Origin of the sequence: Marinomonas balearica (assembly GCF_004362145.1) — a bacterium.
Classification (GTDB): domain Bacteria; phylum Pseudomonadota; class Gammaproteobacteria; order Pseudomonadales; family Marinomonadaceae; genus Marinomonas; species Marinomonas balearica.
Window position 1 is genome coordinate 316814 of the sequence record NZ_SNXC01000013.1, and the last position, 22818, is coordinate 339631.

General features: G+C 42.6%; 18 protein-coding genes and 1 riboswitch. Of the genes, 5 read left to right on the plus strand and 13 right to left on the minus strand.

The window, feature by feature from the left end; translation table 11 throughout:
• Positions 1–252 precede the first annotated feature (252 nt).
• The 8 genes from DFP79_RS13380 to sbcB all read right to left on the minus strand — a co-directional run bounded on the left by DFP79_RS13380 (position 253) and on the right by sbcB (position 10695).
• Positions 253–702, minus strand: coding sequence for a pyridoxamine 5'-phosphate oxidase family protein (locus tag DFP79_RS13380; RefSeq protein WP_133504440.1), 450 nt, complete (start codon positions 700–702; stop codon positions 253–255).
• A gap of 484 nt (positions 703–1186) precedes the next feature.
• Complete coding sequence (locus tag DFP79_RS13385) at positions 1187–1999, minus strand: formyl transferase (RefSeq protein ID WP_133504441.1); 813 nt, start codon at positions 1997–1999, stop codon at positions 1187–1189.
• Positions 2000–2141: 142 nt separating this feature from the next.
• A complete protein-coding gene (pyrC, locus tag DFP79_RS13390; RefSeq protein ID WP_133504442.1) occupies positions 2142–3173 on the minus strand; it encodes a dihydroorotase in 1032 nt (343 codons plus the stop codon).
• A 16-nt stretch (positions 3174–3189) separates the two neighbouring features.
• The gene (locus tag DFP79_RS13395) at positions 3190–5121 is read right to left on the minus strand and encodes an LTA synthase family protein (RefSeq protein ID WP_133504443.1); all 1932 of its coding nucleotides are present in this window, start codon (positions 5119–5121) and stop codon (positions 3190–3192) included.
• 263 nt (positions 5122–5384) lie between these two features.
• Complete coding sequence (locus DFP79_RS13400) at positions 5385–7253, minus strand: DEAD/DEAH box helicase (protein WP_133504444.1); 1869 nt, start codon at positions 7251–7253, stop codon at positions 5385–5387.
• A 181-nt stretch (positions 7254–7434) separates the two neighbouring features.
• A complete protein-coding gene (locus DFP79_RS13405; RefSeq protein ID WP_133504445.1) occupies positions 7435–8130 on the minus strand; it encodes an SDR family oxidoreductase in 696 nt (231 codons plus the stop codon).
• Between the two features lie 8 nt (positions 8131–8138).
• Positions 8139–9176 carry an AI-2E family transporter gene (locus tag DFP79_RS13410; RefSeq protein WP_133504446.1) on the minus strand — a complete coding sequence of 346 codons (1038 nt, stop codon included), beginning with the start codon at positions 9174–9176 and terminating at the stop codon, positions 8139–8141.
• 70 nt (positions 9177–9246) lie between these two features.
• Positions 9247–10695 (minus strand): exodeoxyribonuclease I, encoded by a 1449-nt coding sequence (gene sbcB / locus DFP79_RS13415; protein ID WP_133504447.1) that lies wholly within the window; start codon positions 10693–10695, stop codon positions 9247–9249.
• A 77-nt stretch (positions 10696–10772) separates the two neighbouring features.
• Between sbcB and DFP79_RS13420 the strand changes: the two genes are divergently transcribed.
• Positions 10773–11294 (plus strand): YchJ family protein, encoded by a 522-nt coding sequence (locus DFP79_RS13420; RefSeq protein WP_133504448.1) that lies wholly within the window; start codon positions 10773–10775, stop codon positions 11292–11294.
• Between the two features lie 71 nt (positions 11295–11365).
• Here the strand turns inward: DFP79_RS13420 and DFP79_RS13425 are convergent, their stop codons facing one another.
• From DFP79_RS13425 to DFP79_RS13440, 4 genes are all read right to left on the minus strand, one after another.
• Positions 11366–12481, minus strand: a complete 1116-nt coding sequence (locus DFP79_RS13425) for an HD domain-containing phosphohydrolase (protein ID WP_243730275.1) — start codon at positions 12479–12481, stop codon at positions 11366–11368.
• Positions 12474–15005: a response regulator gene (locus DFP79_RS13430; RefSeq protein WP_133504449.1), complete on the minus strand. Its 2532-nt coding sequence runs from the start codon at positions 15003–15005 to the stop codon at positions 12474–12476. Before DFP79_RS13430 ends, DFP79_RS13425 begins: the two co-directional genes overlap by 8 nt.
• 17 nt (positions 15006–15022) lie before the next feature.
• Positions 15023–15529, minus strand: a complete 507-nt coding sequence (locus DFP79_RS13435) for a putative pterin-binding protein (RefSeq protein ID WP_208111438.1) — start codon at positions 15527–15529, stop codon at positions 15023–15025.
• A 189-nt stretch (positions 15530–15718) separates the two neighbouring features.
• The gene (locus tag DFP79_RS13440; RefSeq protein WP_208111439.1) at positions 15719–16624 is read right to left on the minus strand and encodes an aldo/keto reductase; all 906 of its coding nucleotides are present in this window, start codon (positions 16622–16624) and stop codon (positions 15719–15721) included.
• Positions 16625–16821: 197 nt separating this feature from the next.
• On the opposite strand from DFP79_RS13440, the gene aroA reads away from it, so the two are divergent.
• Complete coding sequence (aroA, locus tag DFP79_RS13445; protein ID WP_133504452.1) at positions 16822–18099, plus strand: 3-phosphoshikimate 1-carboxyvinyltransferase; 1278 nt, start codon at positions 16822–16824, stop codon at positions 18097–18099.
• Positions 18100–18485: 386 nt separating this feature from the next.
• Positions 18486–18592: riboswitch (TPP riboswitch) on the minus strand.
• Positions 18593–18951: 359 nt separating this feature from the next.
• Here the strand turns inward: aroA and rsmI are convergent.
• Positions 18952–19815 (minus strand): 16S rRNA (cytidine(1402)-2'-O)-methyltransferase, encoded by an 864-nt coding sequence (gene rsmI / locus DFP79_RS13455; RefSeq protein ID WP_133504453.1) that lies wholly within the window; start codon positions 19813–19815, stop codon positions 18952–18954.
• Between the two features lie 34 nt (positions 19816–19849).
• Between rsmI and DFP79_RS13460 the strand changes: the two genes are divergently transcribed.
• From DFP79_RS13460 to DFP79_RS13470, 3 genes are read left to right on the plus strand one after another with little or no spacing between them, the layout of a single operon-like run.
• Complete coding sequence (locus DFP79_RS13460; protein ID WP_133504454.1) at positions 19850–21706, plus strand: penicillin-binding protein activator; 1857 nt, start codon at positions 19850–19852, stop codon at positions 21704–21706.
• Complete coding sequence (locus DFP79_RS13465) at positions 21660–22052, plus strand: YraN family protein (protein WP_133504455.1); 393 nt, start codon at positions 21660–21662, stop codon at positions 22050–22052. Before DFP79_RS13460 ends, DFP79_RS13465 begins: the two co-directional genes overlap by 47 nt.
• Positions 22053–22056: 4 nt before the next feature.
• Positions 22057–22650: an SIS domain-containing protein gene (locus DFP79_RS13470; RefSeq protein WP_133504456.1), complete on the plus strand. Its 594-nt coding sequence runs from the start codon at positions 22057–22059 to the stop codon at positions 22648–22650.
• The last annotated feature ends 168 nt before the right edge of the window (positions 22651–22818 follow it).

The following is a 22818-nucleotide window of genomic DNA, read 5'->3' on the forward strand; positions in this document are numbered from 1 at the left end:
AACAGTTTGAGCTCCAACCAATAATAAGCACAATTAACAAGAAAAATAATTCAAATCGCCCTTACCGGATTCATTTTTTAGAACACCGTTCATATATAATGCTTGGAGTAATATGATTTATAAGTGACGGTCATACAATGACTGCTCAATATCCCTGAACCCAAAGCATACATGCTCGTTTCATTCGCTTAAAATCCCCAACATGGCTGTAGAGTACCACTAGTAGTATTGGAACGGTTTAAAACTCAACGATCAGACGCCATAAACCTGCTTAGCTTTTTCAATTTGCGATGCTTCAGTTGTGCCTGGAATAATAAAATATCCGGGAGCGATAATCGGCTGAATCTGAGTAACTGAAATATTAAATAAGCCTCTCACTGGAAAAACGTCACCTACCATTGGTTCGAGGAGTACAAATAAATCTGCGAATTCACTGTCGGAAGGCTCAATATAGTGCGCAACGCCCTTCACCTTAAAACCTTTTTGCTTGAGTACATGTACAAAGCTAACGCAAACAAGCGGATTATCTAGAACATTTTGCCTACTAACGGGTGATGCAATATCGGCGACAACAATATGGGCATCTTCAACAAAGGTGAAAATTTCCTTAGGCGAACAATTAGGATAACCATCCGCCCCTATAGTTGACAGCCAGCAAAGAACACTTTCGTTTAATGAATTCTTCATTTCTGGAGTAAGCATAATTTTTTATCACTCTTAAACTAAAATACAATTAACAATCGAAACAAGAAACGGCAGTCTAGACATGAATCTAGCACCTAAGCGCTTCAACAATATAATCAATAAAATGACGCACTTTAGAGCACCAAAGCGGTATTAATATCAATTTTATTTTAAATACGAATCAACCTGAACTTAACAATATTTTGATGAATACGCCTAAAAAAGCTCGGGTTATACCCACTTAGCGCTTGAGATATTCGACAAAGATTCCGTATTAGATACATTAGCAGAGTTAAATATTCTCCCAAGCGGTCAACCTATTACACATCCAACAGGAACATCATTTATTATCCGTGACCCAGATATGAATATTATTGAACTCATATAGCCGAGCTGCCAAACCCATTCAGCCTCTACCTAACTCCATGAAGGTATTCATGCTTCTTCCTAAGGCACCTTGAACTCACCTTCACAGAACGATCGCCCCTCTGGTCAATAGGTTTTAATAATACTGCGCTCGGAGAAAATCAATTATTTCACCTTCATTAACTAAAGTAAGCCCTTTATTTTCAAACTCTAAAAAATCGTCTAATTGCGGAAATGAAAAATACTGTCCTGAATTACCTTGGGGACATGTGTCCACTCGCTTATTGCCTTCGATAAGTGAAACCGTATTTAAGATTCGTTCTACACCTTCAACATAAAGCTGCAACACATGCCAAAGGTATGACTTCTTTTTATCCACCTCAAATCTGGTCTTAGCGACAACTCGACCAGTATCGATACTACTGTTTTCAATATAGTGCAATGTAGTTCCAATCGTTTTTTCGCCATGCAACATCGACCAAAAAGTAGCCATTACACCTCGATATTCTGGCAACAACCCCGAATGTAAATTCAACACACCGAACCGAGGAACCTGTATTACCCCATCTTTAAGAATGTTGCCATAACGGATTGAAATAATTAGATCTGGTTTGAGTTTTTGTATTCTATCGACCTCTTCAATTGAGTTGATTTTATTCAACACTTTGATTGGTTGCGATAGCCATTCATTCATTTGCTCAAACGTTTTGCACTTCGAATTTGAAGTAAGAGGCTTAGGATATAAATCATTGATGATTGGCGACAGCAACTGGTTAAACAGGCTTTGCTCAAAAAATTTCAGAGTTTCCAACTGAGGTATGCTTTGTACCCTACCACCCACTTTTGACGATAAAAATACCGATACATCGTGGCCGCTAAGAGGTGGAATTAACAAATTAAGAGCATAGTTACTCGCGATATCTCTATTCGCCAAAACGATAATTTTCATTCTGTTACTGTCCTTAGTCTACGGAGAATATAGCGTAAAGCATGATTAATATGCAGTGTACCATTCGACAAGTTGAGAGAACGAGTTTATTTTCTAGGAAGGCAGGAAGACGGGCTCCGGAGAAGACCAGAGCCGCGTTGTGTTATTTTAGCTTCCAACGTACAGTTTGGTTAGCGTAAAATGGAACGATTGGATCGCCGTCTGGAAGAACAATATTATCCGGTACTTGCCAATCTTCTTTGATGAGAGTGACCGTTTCCGTATTACGAGGTAATCCGTAAAAATCCGGCCCATGTAGACTCGCAAAGCCTTCCAGTTTATCCAGTGCGTTTAGCTCTTCAAACACTTGAGTGTAAAGCTCAAGAGCTGACCAAGCGCTATAACAACCCGCACAACCACATGCATTTTCCTTTTTATGGCGTGCATGTGGAGCAGAATCTGTTCCTAAGAAAAACCGATTTGAACCAGAGGCAACAGCTTGACGCAAAGCTTCTTGATGAGTCGAACGTTTAAGTACAGGTAGGCAGTAATTATGCGGTTTAATACCGCCATCTAGAATGTCGTTACGGTTCATCATTAAATGCTGCGGTGTAATAGTTGCTGCTACACCTTCACGAGCAGACAGAACAAATTGCGCAGCGTCTTTGGTTGTAATATGTTCAAAAACAACTTTAAGAGACGGCACTTTTTCGACAATACGAGTAAGATGGCGATCAATGAATTCTTTTTCACGGTCAAAGATATCAATGTGTTTTTCGGTCACTTCTCCATGAATCAGCAACAACATGTCGTTGTCTGCAAGTGCCTCAAACACAGGAAACAATGAATCGAGACTGTTTACACCCGCATCCGAGTTAGTCGTTGCCCCCGCTGGATACATTTTTGCAGCAACAGCACCCGCTTCTTTTGCCGCTTTTATATCTTCTGCAGTCGTTTTATCTGTAAGGTATAACGACATGAGTGGTTCAAAGTTGCTGCCATCAGGTCGAGCTGCAAGAATACGGTCGCGATAAGCTGCGACCATTTCCCCTGAAGTAACAGGCGGAACTAAGTTAGGCATTACAATTGCGCGGGCAAAACACCGCGCAGTTGCTTTTACAGTCTCGTTAAGCATTAGGCCGTCACGGAAATGAAGATGCCAATCGTCAGGTTTTATGAGGGTAATTTCGTTCATTGAGTGCCTATATTATTTATTTAGAATAAAGGTACAAAGAATTGTCTATCAGACCAATATTATATACTTGTAAATACGCTTTCAAACGCTCTTCCAGATCTTCAAATGATAAGTCATCAGTGTCACCATCGTACTTAGCGAAGGTCGAGGGAAGTATACCGTGTTCTGGCTCCAAAGTTTTATCTAACGAAAGTTTAACAAACTTATTCTCAGATAATATCCAAAACGCTTCTTCTTCCTTAATAACTGCATCCATTATACCGTTATTCCTAAGCAAAGAGTGACTAAACACTGAAAGCTTATTCGCTGAAGGAATATGTAAATAATCGACAACAGTTGCTGGAATATTTGCTTGTTGAGCTATAGCAGTGGAAACCCCACCCTCTATTTCATTCTGAGGTTGATAAAGAATGATAGGAATTTGATGTCGACCTAATGGTGTCGAAAAATCTCTGTCAAAGTTATCAGAAGTATGATCAGCCAACAGAACGAATAACGTGTCATTATACCAATCTTTCGTTTTTGCAGTTTCAAAAAATTGCTCTAAGGCCATGTCTGAGTATTGGATCACTCTATGCATTGGAATGTCTGCCTCAAGAAACTTATCTTGATACTTAGCAGGCAATGTATAGGGTGTATGTGAACTAATCGTAAATATTCCAGCTACAAAAGGTTTCGGCAATTTGTCTATTTCACTTACGGTGAACTGGAGAAAAGGTTCATCAAATATCCCCCACTGCCCATCAAAATCCGAAGAATCAGGGTATTCATTACGCCCAAAATAATGATCGAATCCAAATCGATAAGTCGTATCATCAAAATACATACTTCCATTTTTCGCGCCATGAAAAAATGCCGTACTGTACCCATGCTCCTTAACCAACTCACCCAAACCATGAAGTGTATTTGTCTGATACGGTGACTTCATTATATTTTCTGTCATCAGCGAAGGAAGTCCCAGCATAATCGATGGAATGGCTTCAATAGAGCGCCTTCCATTTGCAATACCATTTGGAAAAAATCGCCCTTTCTCTGCAAGGCTTTGCAGGAATGGAGCATAAGATTTCTTCCCATACGGAGGGCCAAAATACTCCAGTCCAAAACTCTCAAGTATAACAATAACCACATTTTTGCTCCCTACTTCAGGAGTAATATGTGAACGTGGAACACCTTCCCCTTCGGTCAATATCCCGATTATCTCGTCTTTACTATTGAAATACTTAACCTTTTTTAGATTTCCTAGATCTTCCTTCAAAAGAGAAAACGGAGTATTCAACACCAAAGGTCCTAAATCTGGCGATGGACTACTATAAGCAGTTAAACTCCGTATAGGTTTGGATTGAGCACCCCCACGCGCAGCAGCGACAGCAGAAATAAAGATGAAAACAGATAGAAATATCATCATGTAGAAGTTGACTTGATAACACGGTACCCTTTCTTTTAACTTAAGAAAAAGCCACGTAAATATAACAAATACTACAAAAGAAATTGCAATGTATTGCCAATAGACAAACAATATTTCAGGGAACTGTGAAGCCAAATCTCCAGCCATAGCAAATACTTCTGGACCACTGCGCCTACCAGTGTAGGGAAAATACGCCGAATCAACTACATTAATAATAAGTGCAGGAATATCCACAACAATGAAATAGAGAAAAATACACTTTAAATTTACCTGCGTTAATTTGTTAAACCATATAGTCAGAAGTAAAAAAATAAGTAGCGGGGCATTAATCAGGGCAGATAACGACAAATCAAATCTCACTCCATGAACAAACGCCCACCAAATATGTTCTGTTGCTGCATGAACAAAGTAGTCTGAGTTTAGTTCAAAAAATACAAGCCTTGTTGCACTAAACCCTAAAAGAGTCCCTAGCAGGCAAAAACCGAAAAATAAAAAAGGGGATATTTCAAAATGTCGTTCAAAAAAAAATCGTGTTTTATACATATATCTGGCTTACTTCATATTACAAGCAGAAAAAACTTTCTAATTCTAAGAGGGTATTAGAATTAGAAATCTAGCGAATTGAATTAAAAGAATTCATACAAGGCGGGTTCTACGGTAAAGCACATAAATAGGTTTTCCCTCTCATCGAATTTTATGGAAGTAACTATTATTTACGCTATCCACTTTACGGACAACTAGTAAAGGGAAATTATTAAAGTCCAAAAAAAGCCGAGTATCAACTCGGCTTTTTTTGGATGTCGCTATTATTCAGAGCGTTTACCACGACGTTCGCGTGGCGCGCTATTAGAGCGTCTTCCACGATCACCACCACTAGGGCGACGATCACCACCAGGACGGCGATCACTGCCACCAGGACGACGATTGCCACCAGCAGGACGACGGCTCGGATTAGAAGCACGTTCGTTCAACGCATCAGCATCAGTAAGAACACCAATTTCAGTGCGCTGACCACAAATACGAGTCTTATTTAACTTACCAATCGCTTGTTCTGAAAGATCAGCAGGCAAATCAACTGTCGCGAAATCTTCATAGATCTCAATGTGACCAATGTAACGGCTTTCAACATCCGCTTCATTCGCAATTGCACCTACAATGTTGCCAGGCTTCACACCGTCACGGTAGCCAACTTGTACAACATAACGCTGCATTTCCATGCTTGGGTTATCTTTCAGAGGCATCGCATCAGCCGTAACAGGACGATGACGACGAGGAGCACGCTCTGCACGATCTGGACGATCTGGACGATCATCACGATCACGGCGCTCACGACGCTCTTGACGAACTTCAAGCTCTTTAAGAAGAAGAGGCGTTTTACCTTGTGCCATGTGTGCTAATGCAGCACTCAGTTTCACAGGGTCAACATCATTTTCTTTTTGATAAGTAGAAGCAAGCTCGATGAAGAAATCCAAATCTTCGTTATCAATTGTGTCGGTGATACGTTGTTTAAAACGAGCCACGCGTTGTTCATTGATATCTGAAGCTGTTGGAAGCTGCATACGTTCAATCGTCTGACGAGTAGCACGTTCGATTTGCTGAAGCATGCGACGTTCGCGATGACCAACAAATAAGATCGCTGTACCAGAACGACCAGCACGGCCTGTACGACCAATACGGTGTACATAAGACTCTGTATCGTAAGGAATGTCGTAGTTAACAACGTGACTTACACGATCAACATCAAGTCCACGCGCTACAACATCAGTCGCTACAAGAATGTCGATTTGACCTTTCTTGATACGATCAACAGTACGTTCACGTAGGTTTTGGCTAATATCGCCATTCAATGCTTCACACGCATGACCGCGAGCAGTTAACTTTTCAGCTAATTCTACTGTCGCTGCTTTTGTACGAACAAAGATGATCATACCATCGTGTTCGTTCATTTCTAAGATACGTGTTAGCGCATCCAGCTTATGAATACCACTTACCTGCCAGTACTTTTGAGCAATCGTTGTAGCAGTAGAGGTTTTTGTAACGATCTTAACTTCTTTAGGATTATTAAGATGCTTATTAGCCACTTTACGGATCACAGGCGGCATTGTTGCAGAGAACAATGCAGTTTGGTGTCCGTCAGGGGTGTGCTCAAGAATCCATTCGACATCGTCGATGAACCCCATACGAAGCATTTCATCTGCCTCATCAAGCACGAGTGCTTGAAGACCATCAAGTCTTAAAGTTTTACGGCGAATATGGTCCATAACACGGCCCGGAGTACCGACAACCACTTGAACACCGCGACGCAATTGGCGTAATTGCGTATCGTAAGACATACCGCCGTAAATCGGCAATACGTGAAAATCAGGAATGTTGCGAGCGTAGCTTTGAAACGCTTCGGAAACCTGAATTGCAAGCTCTCGAGTAGGAGCAAGAACCAACAGCTGAGTTGATTTGTTTGTTACATCTATACGTGAAAGCAGCGGTAGCGCAAACGCTGCAGTCTTACCAGTACCCGTCTGCGCTTGCCCTAGTAAATCGTGCCCTTCGAGAAGGTAAGGAATACTTTGCGCTTGGATAGCTGAGGGTTGCTCGTAACCGAGGTCGGCAACCGCTTTAAGAATAGGGGCGGCTAAGCCCAACGAATCAAATGTTGGCTGAATATCAGCGTCAGACATGTAAATGAGTACCTTTCTATAGGATGGTTGAAGTGCTTGTGGCACTTCATTTCAGTTCGAGGATAAACCTGACGGCGAATTATAGGTGAGTAGTAACAAAAGCGCTAGCTATTAAGGTGAATATAATGGATATAATAAGGAAATCTAAGAAAAATTAACCATTTAGCGCATTATCGCCGTTTTACCACGGGATTTGGCTACCATCGTAGTTAATAAAGGTTCCCGTTTTACCTAAATCAAGCAGTTCAATGACCGACAACAGCCCTTCAACACTAACATCAACAGAAATAAGTGCATTTGGGCCACCCATTGACGTTTTCACCCATCCGGGATGAAGCGCTACTACACTAATCCCTTTTTGCCTTAAATCAATTGAAAGACTTTTTACAACTTGGTTCAGTGCCGTTTTAGAAGAGCGATACAAATACCCTCCTCCTGATTGGTTATCTTCAATGCTCCCAACTTTACTGCTGAGAAACGCAAGTTTAGGAGCGTCGCTGTCTTCAAGACAATCGACAAAGGCTTCGGCAATCAAATAAGGCCCAATGGTATTCGTTGCAAACACTTTTTGCCACTCAGCGACATCGACCTCGCCAAATTTGACGCCTTTCGGCCCATAGTAGCCCGCATTGTTTATAATCCAATCCAAAGAAAGGTGGCGCCACTTTTCTTTAAGTCGTGCAATAGAGCCGGGCTCCGCTACGTCCAACTGAGCGGTTGAAAGCAACGGATTGAGATCCTCAAGTGTTAGCAACTCTGTTGCATTTTCAGGCCGTCGATACGTCGCCCATACTCTATGACCACTGGCCAACAAATGCTTCACGAACGCCAAACCAATACCGCGACCCGCACCGGTTACTAACACATTTAGTTCCATAACGACCCCTAATTACTTTTATAACGCTCTGGGTTTGAATCCAACATAACGGCAATCCAATGTAAACGCGGATTCGCCTCTAATGCCAGTTTTACAATTATAGTAAGAGGAATCGATAAAAGCATACCCACTGGACCAAACACCCAACCCCATACAAGTAACGACAGAAACACAACCAGAGTCGATAACCCAAGACCTTTACCCATATATCTAGGCTCGATCACATTACCTACAATGACGTTAACCACCGCAAAACCTAAAGCGGTTAACCCTGCTCCTAACGTACCAAGTTGAACAAACGCCAACATAATAGCGGGAATCGCCGCAATGACGGACCCAATATTAGGAACAAAGTTTAATAAAAACGCACACACGCCCCACAATATTGGGAAATCAACGCCGATCACTGCAAGCCAAATAGTAATGGTTACCCCCGTCAAAGCACTCACAAGAGTTTTAATCACGAGGTAACGATTGACCGCTAAAATAAACTGATCAAAGCGCTCGAGTGAACGATGTGCGTTATCAAGGGCGATGTGCAATTTTTTAGGCAATTCCACTGCTTCAACTAAAATAAACACAACCGTTAATACCACTAAAAACAAGTTAGTTAACACACTGCCCAAGCTTGCAAGCGCATTAGCAAACATTTGCATTAACGACGCGGGGTCCACGTACCCTTTCACTTGATCATAAGAAATATGCAACCCAATAGAGTTAAGCTGAGCTATAAGGCTGGCCAATTCTGTTCCAAATCGCTCTTTGTACGTCGGAAGCGCTTTCGAAAAATCATCAAGCGATGACCCGACAAGTAACGCAATGCTTCCCAAACCTCCTAAGATCAATAACATCACCAGTAATATTGACACCCATGTTGGTACGTTACGCCTGCGCAGGCTCGACATCAAAGGCGCACAAATAATCGCAATAAAGACGGACAACATAAATGGAACGACAATTTGCGACGCGGATTTTAGACCCGCGATAATAACAATAAGCGCGGCAAAACCCACCAGCCACTGCGTTCCTTTAGAACGTAAAACCATTTCCTTTTCCTCACTCAATAGACGGAGCTCTATCCCGTTAAATTTTCTCGATGCTCTACAACCACTATCATCAGAAAGGATAGATACTTTGTGCGTAATCAGACAGATCCTGCAGCATCAATCTTTTAGACGGCTCTAGGTCTTCGTCCAAAGCCAATTCATTTAATCGCGCAAAAAAGGCATCCATGTGTATGGTTCCGCCACCATCTGCTTTTAGTAATCGCATCTGGCGATACTCTTCCCATTCTTCTCTTTGCTGTTCATTTAGCTGCTCGGGATAATTACGACCAAGATAGCGCATAAACATTTCAGGCAAACGACGATCATCAAACGCCATTTCGATCTCACCTAAAGCATCTATCGGGGTACTTCTGATTTCTTCCATACGTTGTTTGTCCTCACGAGAAAAAAATCCGCCGCTGTACAACATGGTATCCGGGTCTTTATCGATTTTCCGCTCTTCTTGCTCAAACACTTTAGTCAGTTTTGCCGCAAGCCCTTGAGTAGATTTAAGTATATTTAAATTCGCCCGACAAACATCGCCATTTAATTCAAGTCGACTCACGACATCGGCATCTTTCAAAAATGTCGCTGGAGCAACAGCAGGAGCACGATTAAGGTGTATAACCTTCAAAGGGAGACGCGACAACTCGCCCAACTCTTCAGAAGTAGAAAATACACGTTGACGAATTTCGTCTACGGACAACGAAACCAATGGCGTCGCATCTGCCATCAAATCAAAAACAACAATGCCGTTTTTATTGCTTGGGTGCGGTGCGACGGGCGCGACAAACGCAGAGAACTTTTTATCCAAACCAAACATACCCGAAATGTGTAAAAAGGGCTTCATTCGATACGGATCTATAAACTGCTGCAACTCACTTTTACGTCGCATCTTCGCGTAATAATCAAACAACTTTGGCTGTTTATCACGAATTAATTTTGCAATGGCGATGGTGCCATGCACATCCGATAACGCATCGTGAGCTTGTTCATGAGCAATGCCATTTTCTTTGGTCAACAACTCCAGCTTTAATGACACTTTACCTTCTTCGTTTTTCGGCCATTTTATGCCATCGGGTCGCATAGCGAAGGTCATACGAACCAGATCAATCACATCCCAACGCGAACAGTTATTTTGCCATTCTCGAGCGTATGGATCGATGAAGTTACGGTAAAATCCATATCGGACAACCTCATCGTCAAACCTCAGTGTGTTGTAGCCTAATGCACACGTTCCTGGTTGAGACAATTCTTTCTCAATTTCCGCCATAAATTCGGCTTCGCAAAGCCCGTCTCGATTTGCATCCTGTGGGATGATGCCCGTCAGCAAGCACGCATCTGGATTAGGGAGCACGTCTTCTGCAAGCTTGCAGTAAAACATGATCGGCTCACCAATTGGGTTAAAATCTAAATCCGTCCGAATTCCAGCAAACTGCATGGGTCTATCTTTAGCGGGATCCACTCCAGTTGTTTCAAAATCAAACCAAAAATACGAGCTAGGCGCTACGTTACTCACAAATAAATCCTGTTCGATCAAAAATAAAAAGGTATTATACGCATGTAATAGAGTTTGTGGCGATCTGAGGAGTACCCATGCCAAACAAAGTGCCGAACCAAGCACCTATTTTATGCCCTTGTGGAACAGGTTCACCGTATGAAATGTGTTGCGGAATGTACCATCATAATCCCGGTACCGCACCCACCGCCGAGGCATTGATGCGTTCACGCTATTCGGCTTTTGCCCTTCAAAATTTCGATTACATTGCTGCGACTCAAAAGCTTGAAAGTGATCCAGAGCAATCCGCAACGGATGTTCAAGAAAGCAACGAAACAACGCAATGGATAAAACTTAAAATCAACGAAACAGAAAGTGGGCTTGAAAAAGACAAATCCGGTATGGTTTCCTTTACTGCACATTTCAAAGAAGGCAAACACATTGGACGTTTAAGTGAACGGTCTCTGTTTAAAAAAGTGAAAAACGTTTGGTACTACGTATCAGGTGAACATGAAGTTCAAGGCAATACTCCACATGTCTTACCCCAAGAAATGAAGCTAGGAAGAAACGACCCATGCCATTGCGGGTCAGGCAAAAAGTTCAAAAAGTGCTGCGGTTAAATAACCAATTACTTAGAAATTGGTTATAACTAATTCTAAGTAATTGGGTTGAGGGAGCGTAACCTGCTCTCTCAAATTTCATCGCCACCGTCTATGACACTGTCCCATCTGGATTTGATTATCCTAATCTTGCAATCCAGTTGAATGAAGCGCTCCACCAACTCAGGGTCAAAATGCATTCCTGCATTTTCCTGAATATATTCATAGGCATCTTCAATCGGCCACGAAGGCTTATACGCTCGTCGCATTGTTAACGAGTCAAACACATCCGCTAGCGCAACGATTCTTGCTGACATAGGAATGCTTTTTCCAACCAACCCTTTCGGGTAGCCCGTACCATCCCAACGCTCATGGTGGTTTAGCGCAATTTCACCCGCCATTTTGAAAAGTGGTGCACTGCTTCGATCCAAAATTCTATGACCAATCTCTGGATGTGTTTTCATCACCTCCCACTCATCAGCCGTCAGTTTTCGCGGTGCCGTTAATATCGAATCTGGTATCCCTATCTTACCCATATCATGCATAGGTGAAGCCAGCTTTAACATTTCAACACTGCTTTTTTCCCAACCAATATCTTCAGCTAACAGAGCTGAATATTCCGCCATTCTCCACATATGCTCTTCGGTATCGTGGTCTTTAAAGCTCGCGGCGTCGCTCAGCATTTTAACCGCCGATTCTAACGCTTCTTCTAGCTGCTCTGTCCGCTTTTCCAACATACAGCGGTCACGCTTATGCTGTTCAGCTAACGCTATGTGGAGGCGAACTCGCGATAATGTAATGTCCTTTGAAATAGGTTTAGTTATAAAATCGACGGCGCCGACTTCAAACCCTTTTGCCTCATCTTCAGCCGAATTCATAGCGGTTACAAAAATCACTGGGATGCCGGAATACTTTGGATCAGATTTCAAATTGACACACAATTCGTAGCCGTTCATTTCCGGCATCATGATATCAAGTAAAATCAGATCGGGGTGTAATCGCTCTAATACAGACAAAGCTATTTCAGCGCTTTTAGCAATGCTCACGTTATATTTAGGCGACAGAACCCCTCGCAATAAATCTATATTGCCAGGGGTATCATCAATGATTAAAACCGTTTTACGTTGCGCTTCAATACAGCTGTCAATATTTGGTTCCATATTTCTGTAATTATCCTTATTACTCATACCGAGGTTAGTGCTATTCATGTGCTTCACCTATAGCGGTTAATATATGTTCTATGATGTCTTGCGCCTGCATATAATCGTATCGCTCTATATACGCTTTCGTTGTTTCCAACTCATCTTTAAAAAGCAGCGCTTCGGTCTCTAAGATCTTCACGATCAACTGGTCGACATCCGAACTCCCTTGAATCAGTAAAGTATGTAGTTGCCGTAATTGTTCGACCGTCGCTATGTCGCTTTCTAACGTTGAACGTGTTGCTTTTTCTGCATCGTGTTTGTGACTTTTTGCGCCAGATAACGCCTCTAAAAAACCATCCTCAGGTGAAATGCCTTCGGTCAATGGATTTTCGAGCACAGGCGGCTCTGATAAAGAAGATGCAAGTGAAGCGCGGTGAATTAATTGAGGCTTTAGCCACTTATTGAGCACCTCAACTAAAGCACGAGGTTTGAACGGTTTTGATAAATAATCTTGCATTCCTTCATTCAAAACCGAGGATTTATCGCTATCAATAACGTCGGCTGATAACGCAATAATCGGCACTGTAGTCCCCATTGCTCGAATGGAACGAGTCGCTGTAACACCATCCATAATAGGCATCTGAATATCCATCAAGACAATATCAAACGAGTGCTTTTCTAACGATTTTACCGCTTCCTCACCGTTGTCAACTAACGTCGCATTGATCCCAAGCTTCACCAATAACGCTTTGACAATTTCGGCGTTTACGGGGTTGTCTTCCGCAACCAAAACCTTAGCCCCGATGAAGTCGGTGATGCTACCAAAGCCGGACACGTCGTTTTTTAAAATTTTGTTACTAACGCCCTCACTACTATCACGCTCCCGGCTATCTGCCACGCTGTTGAAAATTGCTTTGGGGGTAATAAGAGTTTGAACACCACTGATATTAGGTATTTCGGTAAGGCTCGTTTTTGTAAACGACTCATCACAAAACACAACAGAAGCATTGGCTGGGAGAAGCGACTTATCCGACGAAGGTAATTGATCGTAGGTGGATGCGCTGATCAACCAAACACTATTAGAAGACGTATTTTCATCCGCGGTGTGATATCGGGAATTTTCTATAAATGCATGTGCAGTTTTATCATGCTCTAACAACACAAACCGCAACTTTGAAACATAATAAAACTGAGGCACATTTGAAGCGATACGGTACGGAAGTTCTATAAAAAATACAGATCCGCTCCCCCGCTCACTCTTAAATGAAATTCGCCCATCCATCAATTCAAGCAGCTTTTTACTAATACTTAAACCAAGGCCCGTGCCACCATATTTACGTGTTGTACTGGCATCGGCTTGGGTAAATCCATCAAAAATATCAACATGAGAATCAATACCAATACCGCTGTCTTCAACGCAAAATTGCAATTCGCCTTTGTGATTTTTTCGGACGCTTAAACAAACATATCCCTTTTTGGTAAACTTAATAGCATTGCCCACTACATTCACCAAAACCTGCTGAATGCGAGTCACATCACCGTATAAAACATCCTCTAAATCAAAATCCCTTTGAATCATCAATAAGAGTTTTTTCTCTCTCGCCGCAGGTAAATTAACGTTATGAACGTACTCAAGAAGATCGTCTAATTGATATGAACTGGAAACGATCTCTAATTTGCCCGATTCCGCTTTCGAGAAATCCAAAATATCATTGATCAATCGCAGTAAGTTATCGGCTGATTCATTTATCCGATTTAAATAGCGTCGTTGCTTTTGGTGTAATTCGGAATCCAATACCAAGTGAGTTAACCCAATGATTGCGTTCATTGGTGTTCGAATTTCATGACTCATTGTTGCCAGAAATTCGGATTTCGCTTTGGCTGCTGCTTCGGCTGCAATCGCGGTTTTTTCCAGATCGCTCGCCAATCGAACCATTCTCTGATTGTCTAAAATACTTGCTCTGATTAAATAAAGAAGCATGACTATGATCATCGTCATTGTGATGGTTAACAGCAAAACAAGAACGCCAAGTTTTCGATACAGAGACGCTTCAGCCAGTCTGTCGCTCGCAAGATCATTTGCTTTAAGTTGCAATCCACCCAAGGAGATTAATTTGGCGTATTTTGATATTTTCTTCGACTCGATCAGTATTTGGTTTATGTCTTTTTCATATACCTGTTCCTTGTATAGAAGGAGATCTACTCGATCAAATGACATTGTGATCGTACTTAAGTATTCATCGAAGTTTTCAATTCTTAAGCTAAACCCTTTGAGCTTTCCTCCCAGCAGAGCATTAACGCGACTGTATAAAATATCAAATCGCCCTTTCGCATTTGATAATTGATCCTGCGCAATCGCCTCACTAGAAAAGTTAGAATTCGCTAACAAGTCAACCTGAGCAGAAAATCGGTGCGACTCCAGCTCAAGTTGATGCATTGCCCACACTGTATCTTCCTGAGCCCGAGTGGCAATCTCATCGCCGGTTCGATGAGTTTCAAAATACAAATAGACAGCGCCCCCGAGAAAAGAGACAGCGCTGAAGGCAAGCAGTGCAAGAAAGAACCGAGCCTTCGTCGCTATGATTGTCATAGGATGCGTAACGTATGTTAATCGACGCGAATCGACTTAACTTGCCAAACAGATCGATTCTGAATGACTTCATTGTTGAGTGAAGGGTCGTCGTCAAAAGGGTAAATAACAAAAATTGGCCCTTTATCTCGAACACTTAGCATTTCCCCATCACTCATCAGAGCTAACAGTACATTGTGTTTTTCTGCATCGGCAACTGGAACAATGGCACTGTAGTCATTGAGAGCCGTTACCACCATATCGTTACCGGAGGCACCCACCGCATCTAGAATCGCTTTTAAACGCGGCCCTGTATAGGTGTTTATTCCGTCTGTCCATGGGGTATTGGTTACCTGATCTTCAAATCCAATTTCGCGCAACATATCGAGATCAAACTCAGCACTGGTAGGTGTGTTTTTTTCCGAGATGTTTCCTGTTATCGTCAACAGAACTTTACCTTCCGGCGTATCCAATGCAAAAGCATTCATTGAGATGACCGCTGAAAACACAGAAAGATACGTTAGTTTTCGAATAAGCTTCCGCATTACAAGCACTCCTTTCATTAATGAATAATATCGATTAAATCAAACGACGTTCTTTATCATTATAGAAATGCATTAGAATAAAACAGGTTCAATTAACGAAATGAAACCTTTTGATACCGAACAAACATAATTGAGCGCTCAGAGGTAACGTACGCTTACGTCTACTGATGGCGAGAGAATCGCACAGACTCATGGCAAACGCTCACCGCGTGAAGCTTCCCAGATATCAAACCAATGATCATCAGACATTGCCACGTTCAAAGCGCCAACTGCGGACGATAATCTATCGACTTTTCCTGACCCCAATATTGGGCAGATTCTTGAAGGATGTTTTAGTAACCATGCAAGGGCAACTTGATCCATAGAAACATTCAGTTCATTTGCAATGCTCTGAATAATCTGACGAACATTACAAAGACGTTTTGATGATTGATCCTCACCAAAAAGCGCACCTCCTCCTAATGGAGACCATGCCATCGGGGTTACAGCATGCTGTTGCAAATGATTCAACATATCGTCTTCTATGTGCTTTGGCTCCAGCACTGATAATTCAATTTGATTAACAATAAGAGGTGTTTCCAGCCTCGACTGAAGCAAATCAAATTGCGCTGGAGAGAAGTTTGAAACGCCAAAATGTTTCACTTTTCCAAGCGTAAACAGATGCTCAAACGCATCAGCAACACCATCAGGGTCCATCAAGGGGCTTGGACGATGCAACAAAAGGAGGTCAAGATAGTCTGTCTTTAAATTTGCTAGCGATTGTTCTGCGGAGCGAATAATGTGCTCAGCGGTGTGATCGTAACGATACCGAACAACATCAGGTCGTTGCTCGCAAGGTAAATGAATACCGCACTTAGTGATCAACTGCATCGATTTTCTCAAATCAGGCTTGATTGCCAGCGCATCACCAAATAAAGATTCACAACGATAATCCCCATAAATATCAGCGTGATCGAATGTTGTAACACCTAGATCGATTGATTGCTCAATAAAGCGAAGCCGCTCTTGAGGATTAAATCCCCATTCGTTCATTCGCCAAAATCCTTGAGACAACCTGGACCCTTCGAACCCTAATGGGTGATACTGATGTTTCACTTTGTATCCTCTACACATAAATATGGAAGCAATTCACTGGATTATAACGCGTCAATACGTATACACTATACGGCCTAAAAAAACCGGGCTCGTATTGTAACCTATAAACGATAGGTGCTATTGAAAAGAGCTTTGGCAATAAAAAACACAATGCGGTATACCGCAGCTCACATGCATACGACGACACAGGAACTTTGATGGAAAGTTTAACGCTTGGCCCCCTATCTTCGGCAACTGGAGAAATCCAGATTCCAGGGTCGAAAAGTCTTTCAAACCGAATCCTTTTATTAGCAACACTTGCTAAAGGCACAACCAAAATCACGAACCTTCTCGACAGTGACGATATCCGCCATATGTTGAATGCTCTAAAGCTTATGGGCGTGCAGTATACGTTAGAAGACGAAGGTCGCACGTGTATTTTAGAAGGTTTAGGTGGCCCAATTAACGCCGAACAAGCGGATCTATTTTTAGGCAATGCCGGCACAGCAATGCGTCCTTTAGCGGCAGCATTATGCTTAGGCAACGGGGAGTTCCTGTTGCACGGCGAGCCGCGAATGCACGAACGCCCAATCGGAGATTTGATCGACGCCCTTAAAACATTGGGTGTGGATGTCGACTATCAGGGAGAAGCAGGCTACCCACCGTTGAAAATAAAGGCAGCAGGCCTCAACGGCGGCGAAGTGTCCATCAAAGGAAACATTTCTAGCCAATTCCTAACGGCGCTACTTATGAGCGCACCGCTTGCACAAGGCGACCTAACCATTCACGTAGACGGTGAATTAGTTTCCAAACCCTACATTGATATTACCTTACACGTAATGAAGCAATTTGGTATCGACGTTGAAAACCGTGATTACCAAGCATTCGTTGTGAAAGGACAGCAAACTTACGTCAGCCCCGGTGAAATAATGGTAGAAGGCGATGCATCCTCAGCTTCGTACTTTCTAGCAGCGGCTGCCATTGCTGGCGGTAAAATCAAAGTTCATGGCGTGGGTTCAGACAGCGTTCAAGGTGACGTAAAATTCGCTGAAGCGCTGGCGGCAATGGGTGCGAAAATAACCTATGGCCCAACGTGGATAGAATCTGAACGAGGCGAACTTAAAGGCATCGACATGGATATGAACCATATTCCCGATGCTGCAATGACGATTGCGACCACTGCCCTTTTTGCAGAAGGTACAACTACGATCCGCAATATATACAACTGGCGAGTAAAAGAAACAGATCGATTAAACGCCATGGCGACAGAGCTTAAAAAGCTTGGAGCAGAAGTAATAGAAGGCAACGACTACATTACTGTCACTCCGGTACCTGAGTTAAAACACGCAGCGATCGATACCTATAACGACCACCGTATTGCAATGTGTTTTTCATTGATTGCTTTCTCGAATACCAAAGTCACAATCAACGATCCGGGCTGTACGTCTAAAACTTTCCCAACTTACTTTGATTGGTTCGCTCAAGTCACTCAGTAGTTAGACCGATCTAGCACGTTCCGCCTCAACGAAAATATCGAAGCGGCGCGTGCTAATCGTATCTTCATTACCTAACCGCCTCATCCCAATCTTTCCACACAACCTCTTTACCTTGCTGACGAATCATATTGGCAACGTCCTTTATCGACTGAGTATCACAAATTTCAAATTGCTCAAGCGCCGCTTTTTAATCCTCTGCGTAGCCACCGGGCTGAGTTAAACTTAGAAAATGCTTGTCGGGAGATTACCTTCAACAAAATATGAGCTTACTCATACGTAAAAGGTAACTGTATTAGATTAATTTGAAGGGGCAATGAGCAGACGTAAATCAAAAAGAGAGACGGCGCAGCAAACACAATCACAAATACATTTGCTGCAGAATAAAGAAAGTAATTTTTCTTGTTCCCTACGCAGGCGGTTAAGCCTGATCAGGTTCCGCGGATCCCGCACTTAATTATGCGATCTCAGCCAAATGGCACTCCGACAAGTTTTTTTATATGAACAAATTGCGATCTGAGTGTAGAGCGAAAAGAAATAACCGTGTGTTTAGAATAAGTGCCTGATTCAATGTATAGATTGTAAATGTTCGCTAGGTGCTTCCCCTCTCCTCATAGGGAAATTTCATCCTTTCGATCAAGCTTTTTCGCCCTATCTCAAAAATGACATGCTCTTTCCGAATGAACAAAACTCACTTTATCTTTTAGTCTATTCTGACTGCGAAGAATGTATGAGTATCAGGCGGATAGAAAATGAATGGAGTGCCAATGAACCTAAAGCCCCCTTTTTTAGCGCCCGTTCCAACTCATTGAAACCAATAAATTTTGTTTGGACTCAGAAAAAAGGGGGCTTCAATCAGTCGTTTTTACTCTTTTCCAAAGCGAGCTTGTAGACTTGGTTTTTCTTTAGATCAAGAAATTTAGCCACAATTTCAGAGGCTTTCTTAACAGAGACTTCGGGAAGTAGTAAATCCAGCATCTCGTTGGCTTTCGCTTCCTCTTCATTAACGTCTTCTTTTTTCAGAGACGCCATGACGACAAACTCACCGCGAGTTTGGTTGGAATCTAGAGCAAATACATCCAGTATCTGAGAAGGCGTTCCATGAAGGAAGGTTTCAAAGGTTTTGGTCAGTTCGCGTGCTAACGACAAAGTGACTTGATCACCGTGAACTTCATTGATGTCTTTTACTGAATCGATGATTCTATGTGTCGATTCGTAGAATACAACCGTACCCGCAACATTCGCCCAATTTGCCACGATGTCTTTTCGGGCTTTAGATTTCGCTGGTAGAAAGCCCAAAAAAGAAAACTGATCGGTGGGCAAACCTGACGCACACAACGCCGTAATTAACGCACTTGGGCCAGGTACAGGAACAACAGGATAGTTGGCCTCTCGCAGTCCATTTACTACGTGATAACCAGGATCGGATATTAATGGCGTGCCCGCATCTGAAACGAGGGCAACATTTTTGCCATCATCAAGCAGACTCTTTATATAATCGACTTTGTCACGTTCATTGTGATCGTGAACCGAGAACAACTTGGTTTCGATGCCAAAATGATTCAGCAGTTTCTTACTATGACGCGTATCTTCCGCTGCGATGTAGTCCGAACTTTCTAAAATCTTTAACGCACGTGCGGTAATATCGTCTAAATTACCTATGGGTGTCGCTACGATGTAAAAGCTTCCTCTCACATCAGGCGTGGTCTGTGTTACCATGTTACCTCTTTGAAACAACTGAAGTATTGAGCTTATGAGATCTCTTCATTCGCGTATCATAACATTAACTACATTCACTTTGTTGCTTGTTGGGTGCGGATCGATAGAAACTAATGATGACACGGTATCCAATACGGGTTCTACGTCTGAGATCCCTTTAATTATTGACGAACAAGCCCCTACAGACCCTATTGAGTTTGCGCTGTGGCGTGCACGCAATGCCGATTCTCTCGAACAATCGATTCTTTTTTACTTTCACGCTGCAAATGAAATGATGGCGGTTGAGGAGTGGCAACACGCTGCGTCTATCTTGAATGACAATGTAACGCCATTCTCAAGTTCAGTTCAGTTCCAAGGCTATTTATTGCTGGCTCAGGCAAATGCAGAATTGAAAAAACCGTTAGATGCTCTTTCTGCATTATCTCGGGCAAAGCGCCTGCCTGCCGCTCAGTCCCCTGCATCTGAAAATCAGCTCGGTTTGCAACGAGCATCGGTTCTGGAAACGCTGGAAAATTGGCCAGCGACGTTAAAAGAGCGACTAAAGCTCTCATTTACTTTGCCGCCTGATGGGCGTTCTGATAACCAATCTAAACTTTGGCTCGCTGCGCAAAACCTGACTGACGTGGAGCTGGAGTATTTACGTAACGATAACAATATCATTTTACGTGGCTGGCTTGACGTCAGCTCATTGCTTCGTAATCAATCATTAACCCTTGAGCAGCAGTTAGAAGCATTTGCGAAATGGCGAACGAGCCATCCTTCACATCCGGCTTCAATCAATCCGCCAATCGATTTTCAGCTCATTGCGTCGTTAGGCGATTTGGTTCCTACTTCTATTGCTTTGATGCTGCCTATGAGCAGCACACTTAAGCCCGCCTCAGACGCGATATTAGAAGGCTTTTTAAAAACCTACTATGCCAGCACAGGCATTCGTCCAAAAATTAAAGTCATCGACAGCGACCAATACGAGCACATCGAAGACGCTTACCTTGAGGCGACCAACACAAACCCTGATGTCGTTATCGGGCCTCTGAGAAAAAGTAATGTTGCTCGCTTACTGCAAACCGATTTAACCGTGCCGACAATCGCGCTAAATCGTCTGGAGCAGAACCCTTCGAAAACCAATCTATTTTACTTTTCTCTCAACGTCGCGGATGACATTAGCGAGTTGATTAATGTAGCCAAACAAGCAGGTGCAGAAAAAGCCGCTATTCTTACCACTCAGGCGACGTGGGCATTGCGCCAAGGGGATGAGTTTAATACTGTTGCGGAAGAAGCTGCGGTGCCCGTTGCGATAAACTTAAGCTACGAAGACACACCTAAGGGCCGACAAAACGCCATTAAGAAAATACTTCTGGTTGATGAAAGCGAAAAGCGTCAAAGATCCATCGCGAAATGGATTGGCGAGCCGGTAGAGAGCATCTCTCGCGCTCGTCAGGATCTGGATTACATATTTTTTGTCGGTAAAATCAGTGACGCAAAACAAATTCGACCTCTTGTCGATTTTTACTTTGCAGACCACATCCCTTTGCTTTCAACAAACTCTTTGAACGATACACCACCGTATAAGCTTGCTAAGAAAGAAGATATAGAGCGTATACTGTTTACAGAGATTCCAGAGCTATTGGTCGAAACGGACAACGCAGGTTCAACGGATTCAAATTTGATTTTACGCCTGAAAGCGATGGGATCGGATTCCCTACTTCTCGCAAATCGCTACCCTGTTTTCGAACAGCTAGCCAATGCAAGATTATCCGCGAAAACAGGCATTATTACGTTAGACGATCAGGGTGTTTTTCATCGTCGACCGAATATAGTCACCTACAGAAAAGGGAAAATCGTAGATGCTCAAACTGCTTTCGAGTTTCAAGGAGAAGAAACACAGCAATAAGCGCATAAAAAGCGGCGATCAGGCAGAACATTTCGCCGCTGTGTTTCTGGAACGTAGCGGCCTAAGAGTGATAGGTAGAAATTTTCACAGTCGTTATGGCGAAATCGACATCATTTGCATGGAAGGCGATGTTGTTGTTTTTGTAGAAGTTAAATTCAGAAAGAATCACAGTCGAGGTAAAGCTATTGAGAGCATTACTCCGTCAAAACTTAATAAGATACTGTTAACAGCGCAATTTTGGATAAAAAAGCACAAACATGAGCACAGTCCAATAAGGTTCGACGCTGTAACATTTGACCAAACAATAGACGAGAACAGTTTGAACTGGTTTAAGGCAATTATTTAGTAGTATGGATCTTCAAGAAGCAATTTACACTCAATTCGCACAAAGCTTTGAAGCGCAACAACAAGCCCTTGAGAGCTTACCACCTTATATTGAACATGCTGCTAAAGTTCTTTTTGGCAGCATTGCGTCAGGCGGTAAGGTCATTTGTATTGGCAACGGCACAAGCGCTCATTTGTCGCAGTATTTTAGCACGCTCTTATCTGACCGTATGGATAGAGAGCGCCCTGGATTACCCGCGTTTTCTTTAAACTCGGATGCGCCTACGATCTTATCAATCACTCATAACGACAGTTATCATGATGTCTTTTCCAAGCAAATCACCGCACTTGGAAACCCGGGTGATGTGCTGTTTGTGATTGCAAATAAAGGCAATACATCGCCTATTATTCAAGCAATTCAAGCAGCTCACGAGCGTAAAATCGCGATCATTGCATTAACCACACCGGATGCAAAAAACGTATCTTCATTAACCTCACGAGATGATACTGAGATCAAGATTAACCTCACTGGAACAGCGCGTGTTCAAGAGTGTCAAATAACGGTTATTCACACATTGGTTGATTTGCTAGAAAGACAATTATTCGGATACGAAGATTAACGCGTCTAAGCGAGTACGCCTAAGCAATAGCAAAGCCAAAACTTAAAGCTGTACTTCGTTAGCGATGAATTTATATGTGGTGTTCTACCCAATTTGAACACCACATATCATTGTAAATAAAACCCCTAAAAGAATGTATCTACGCCCTGAATCCTTGGACAAGTAGCT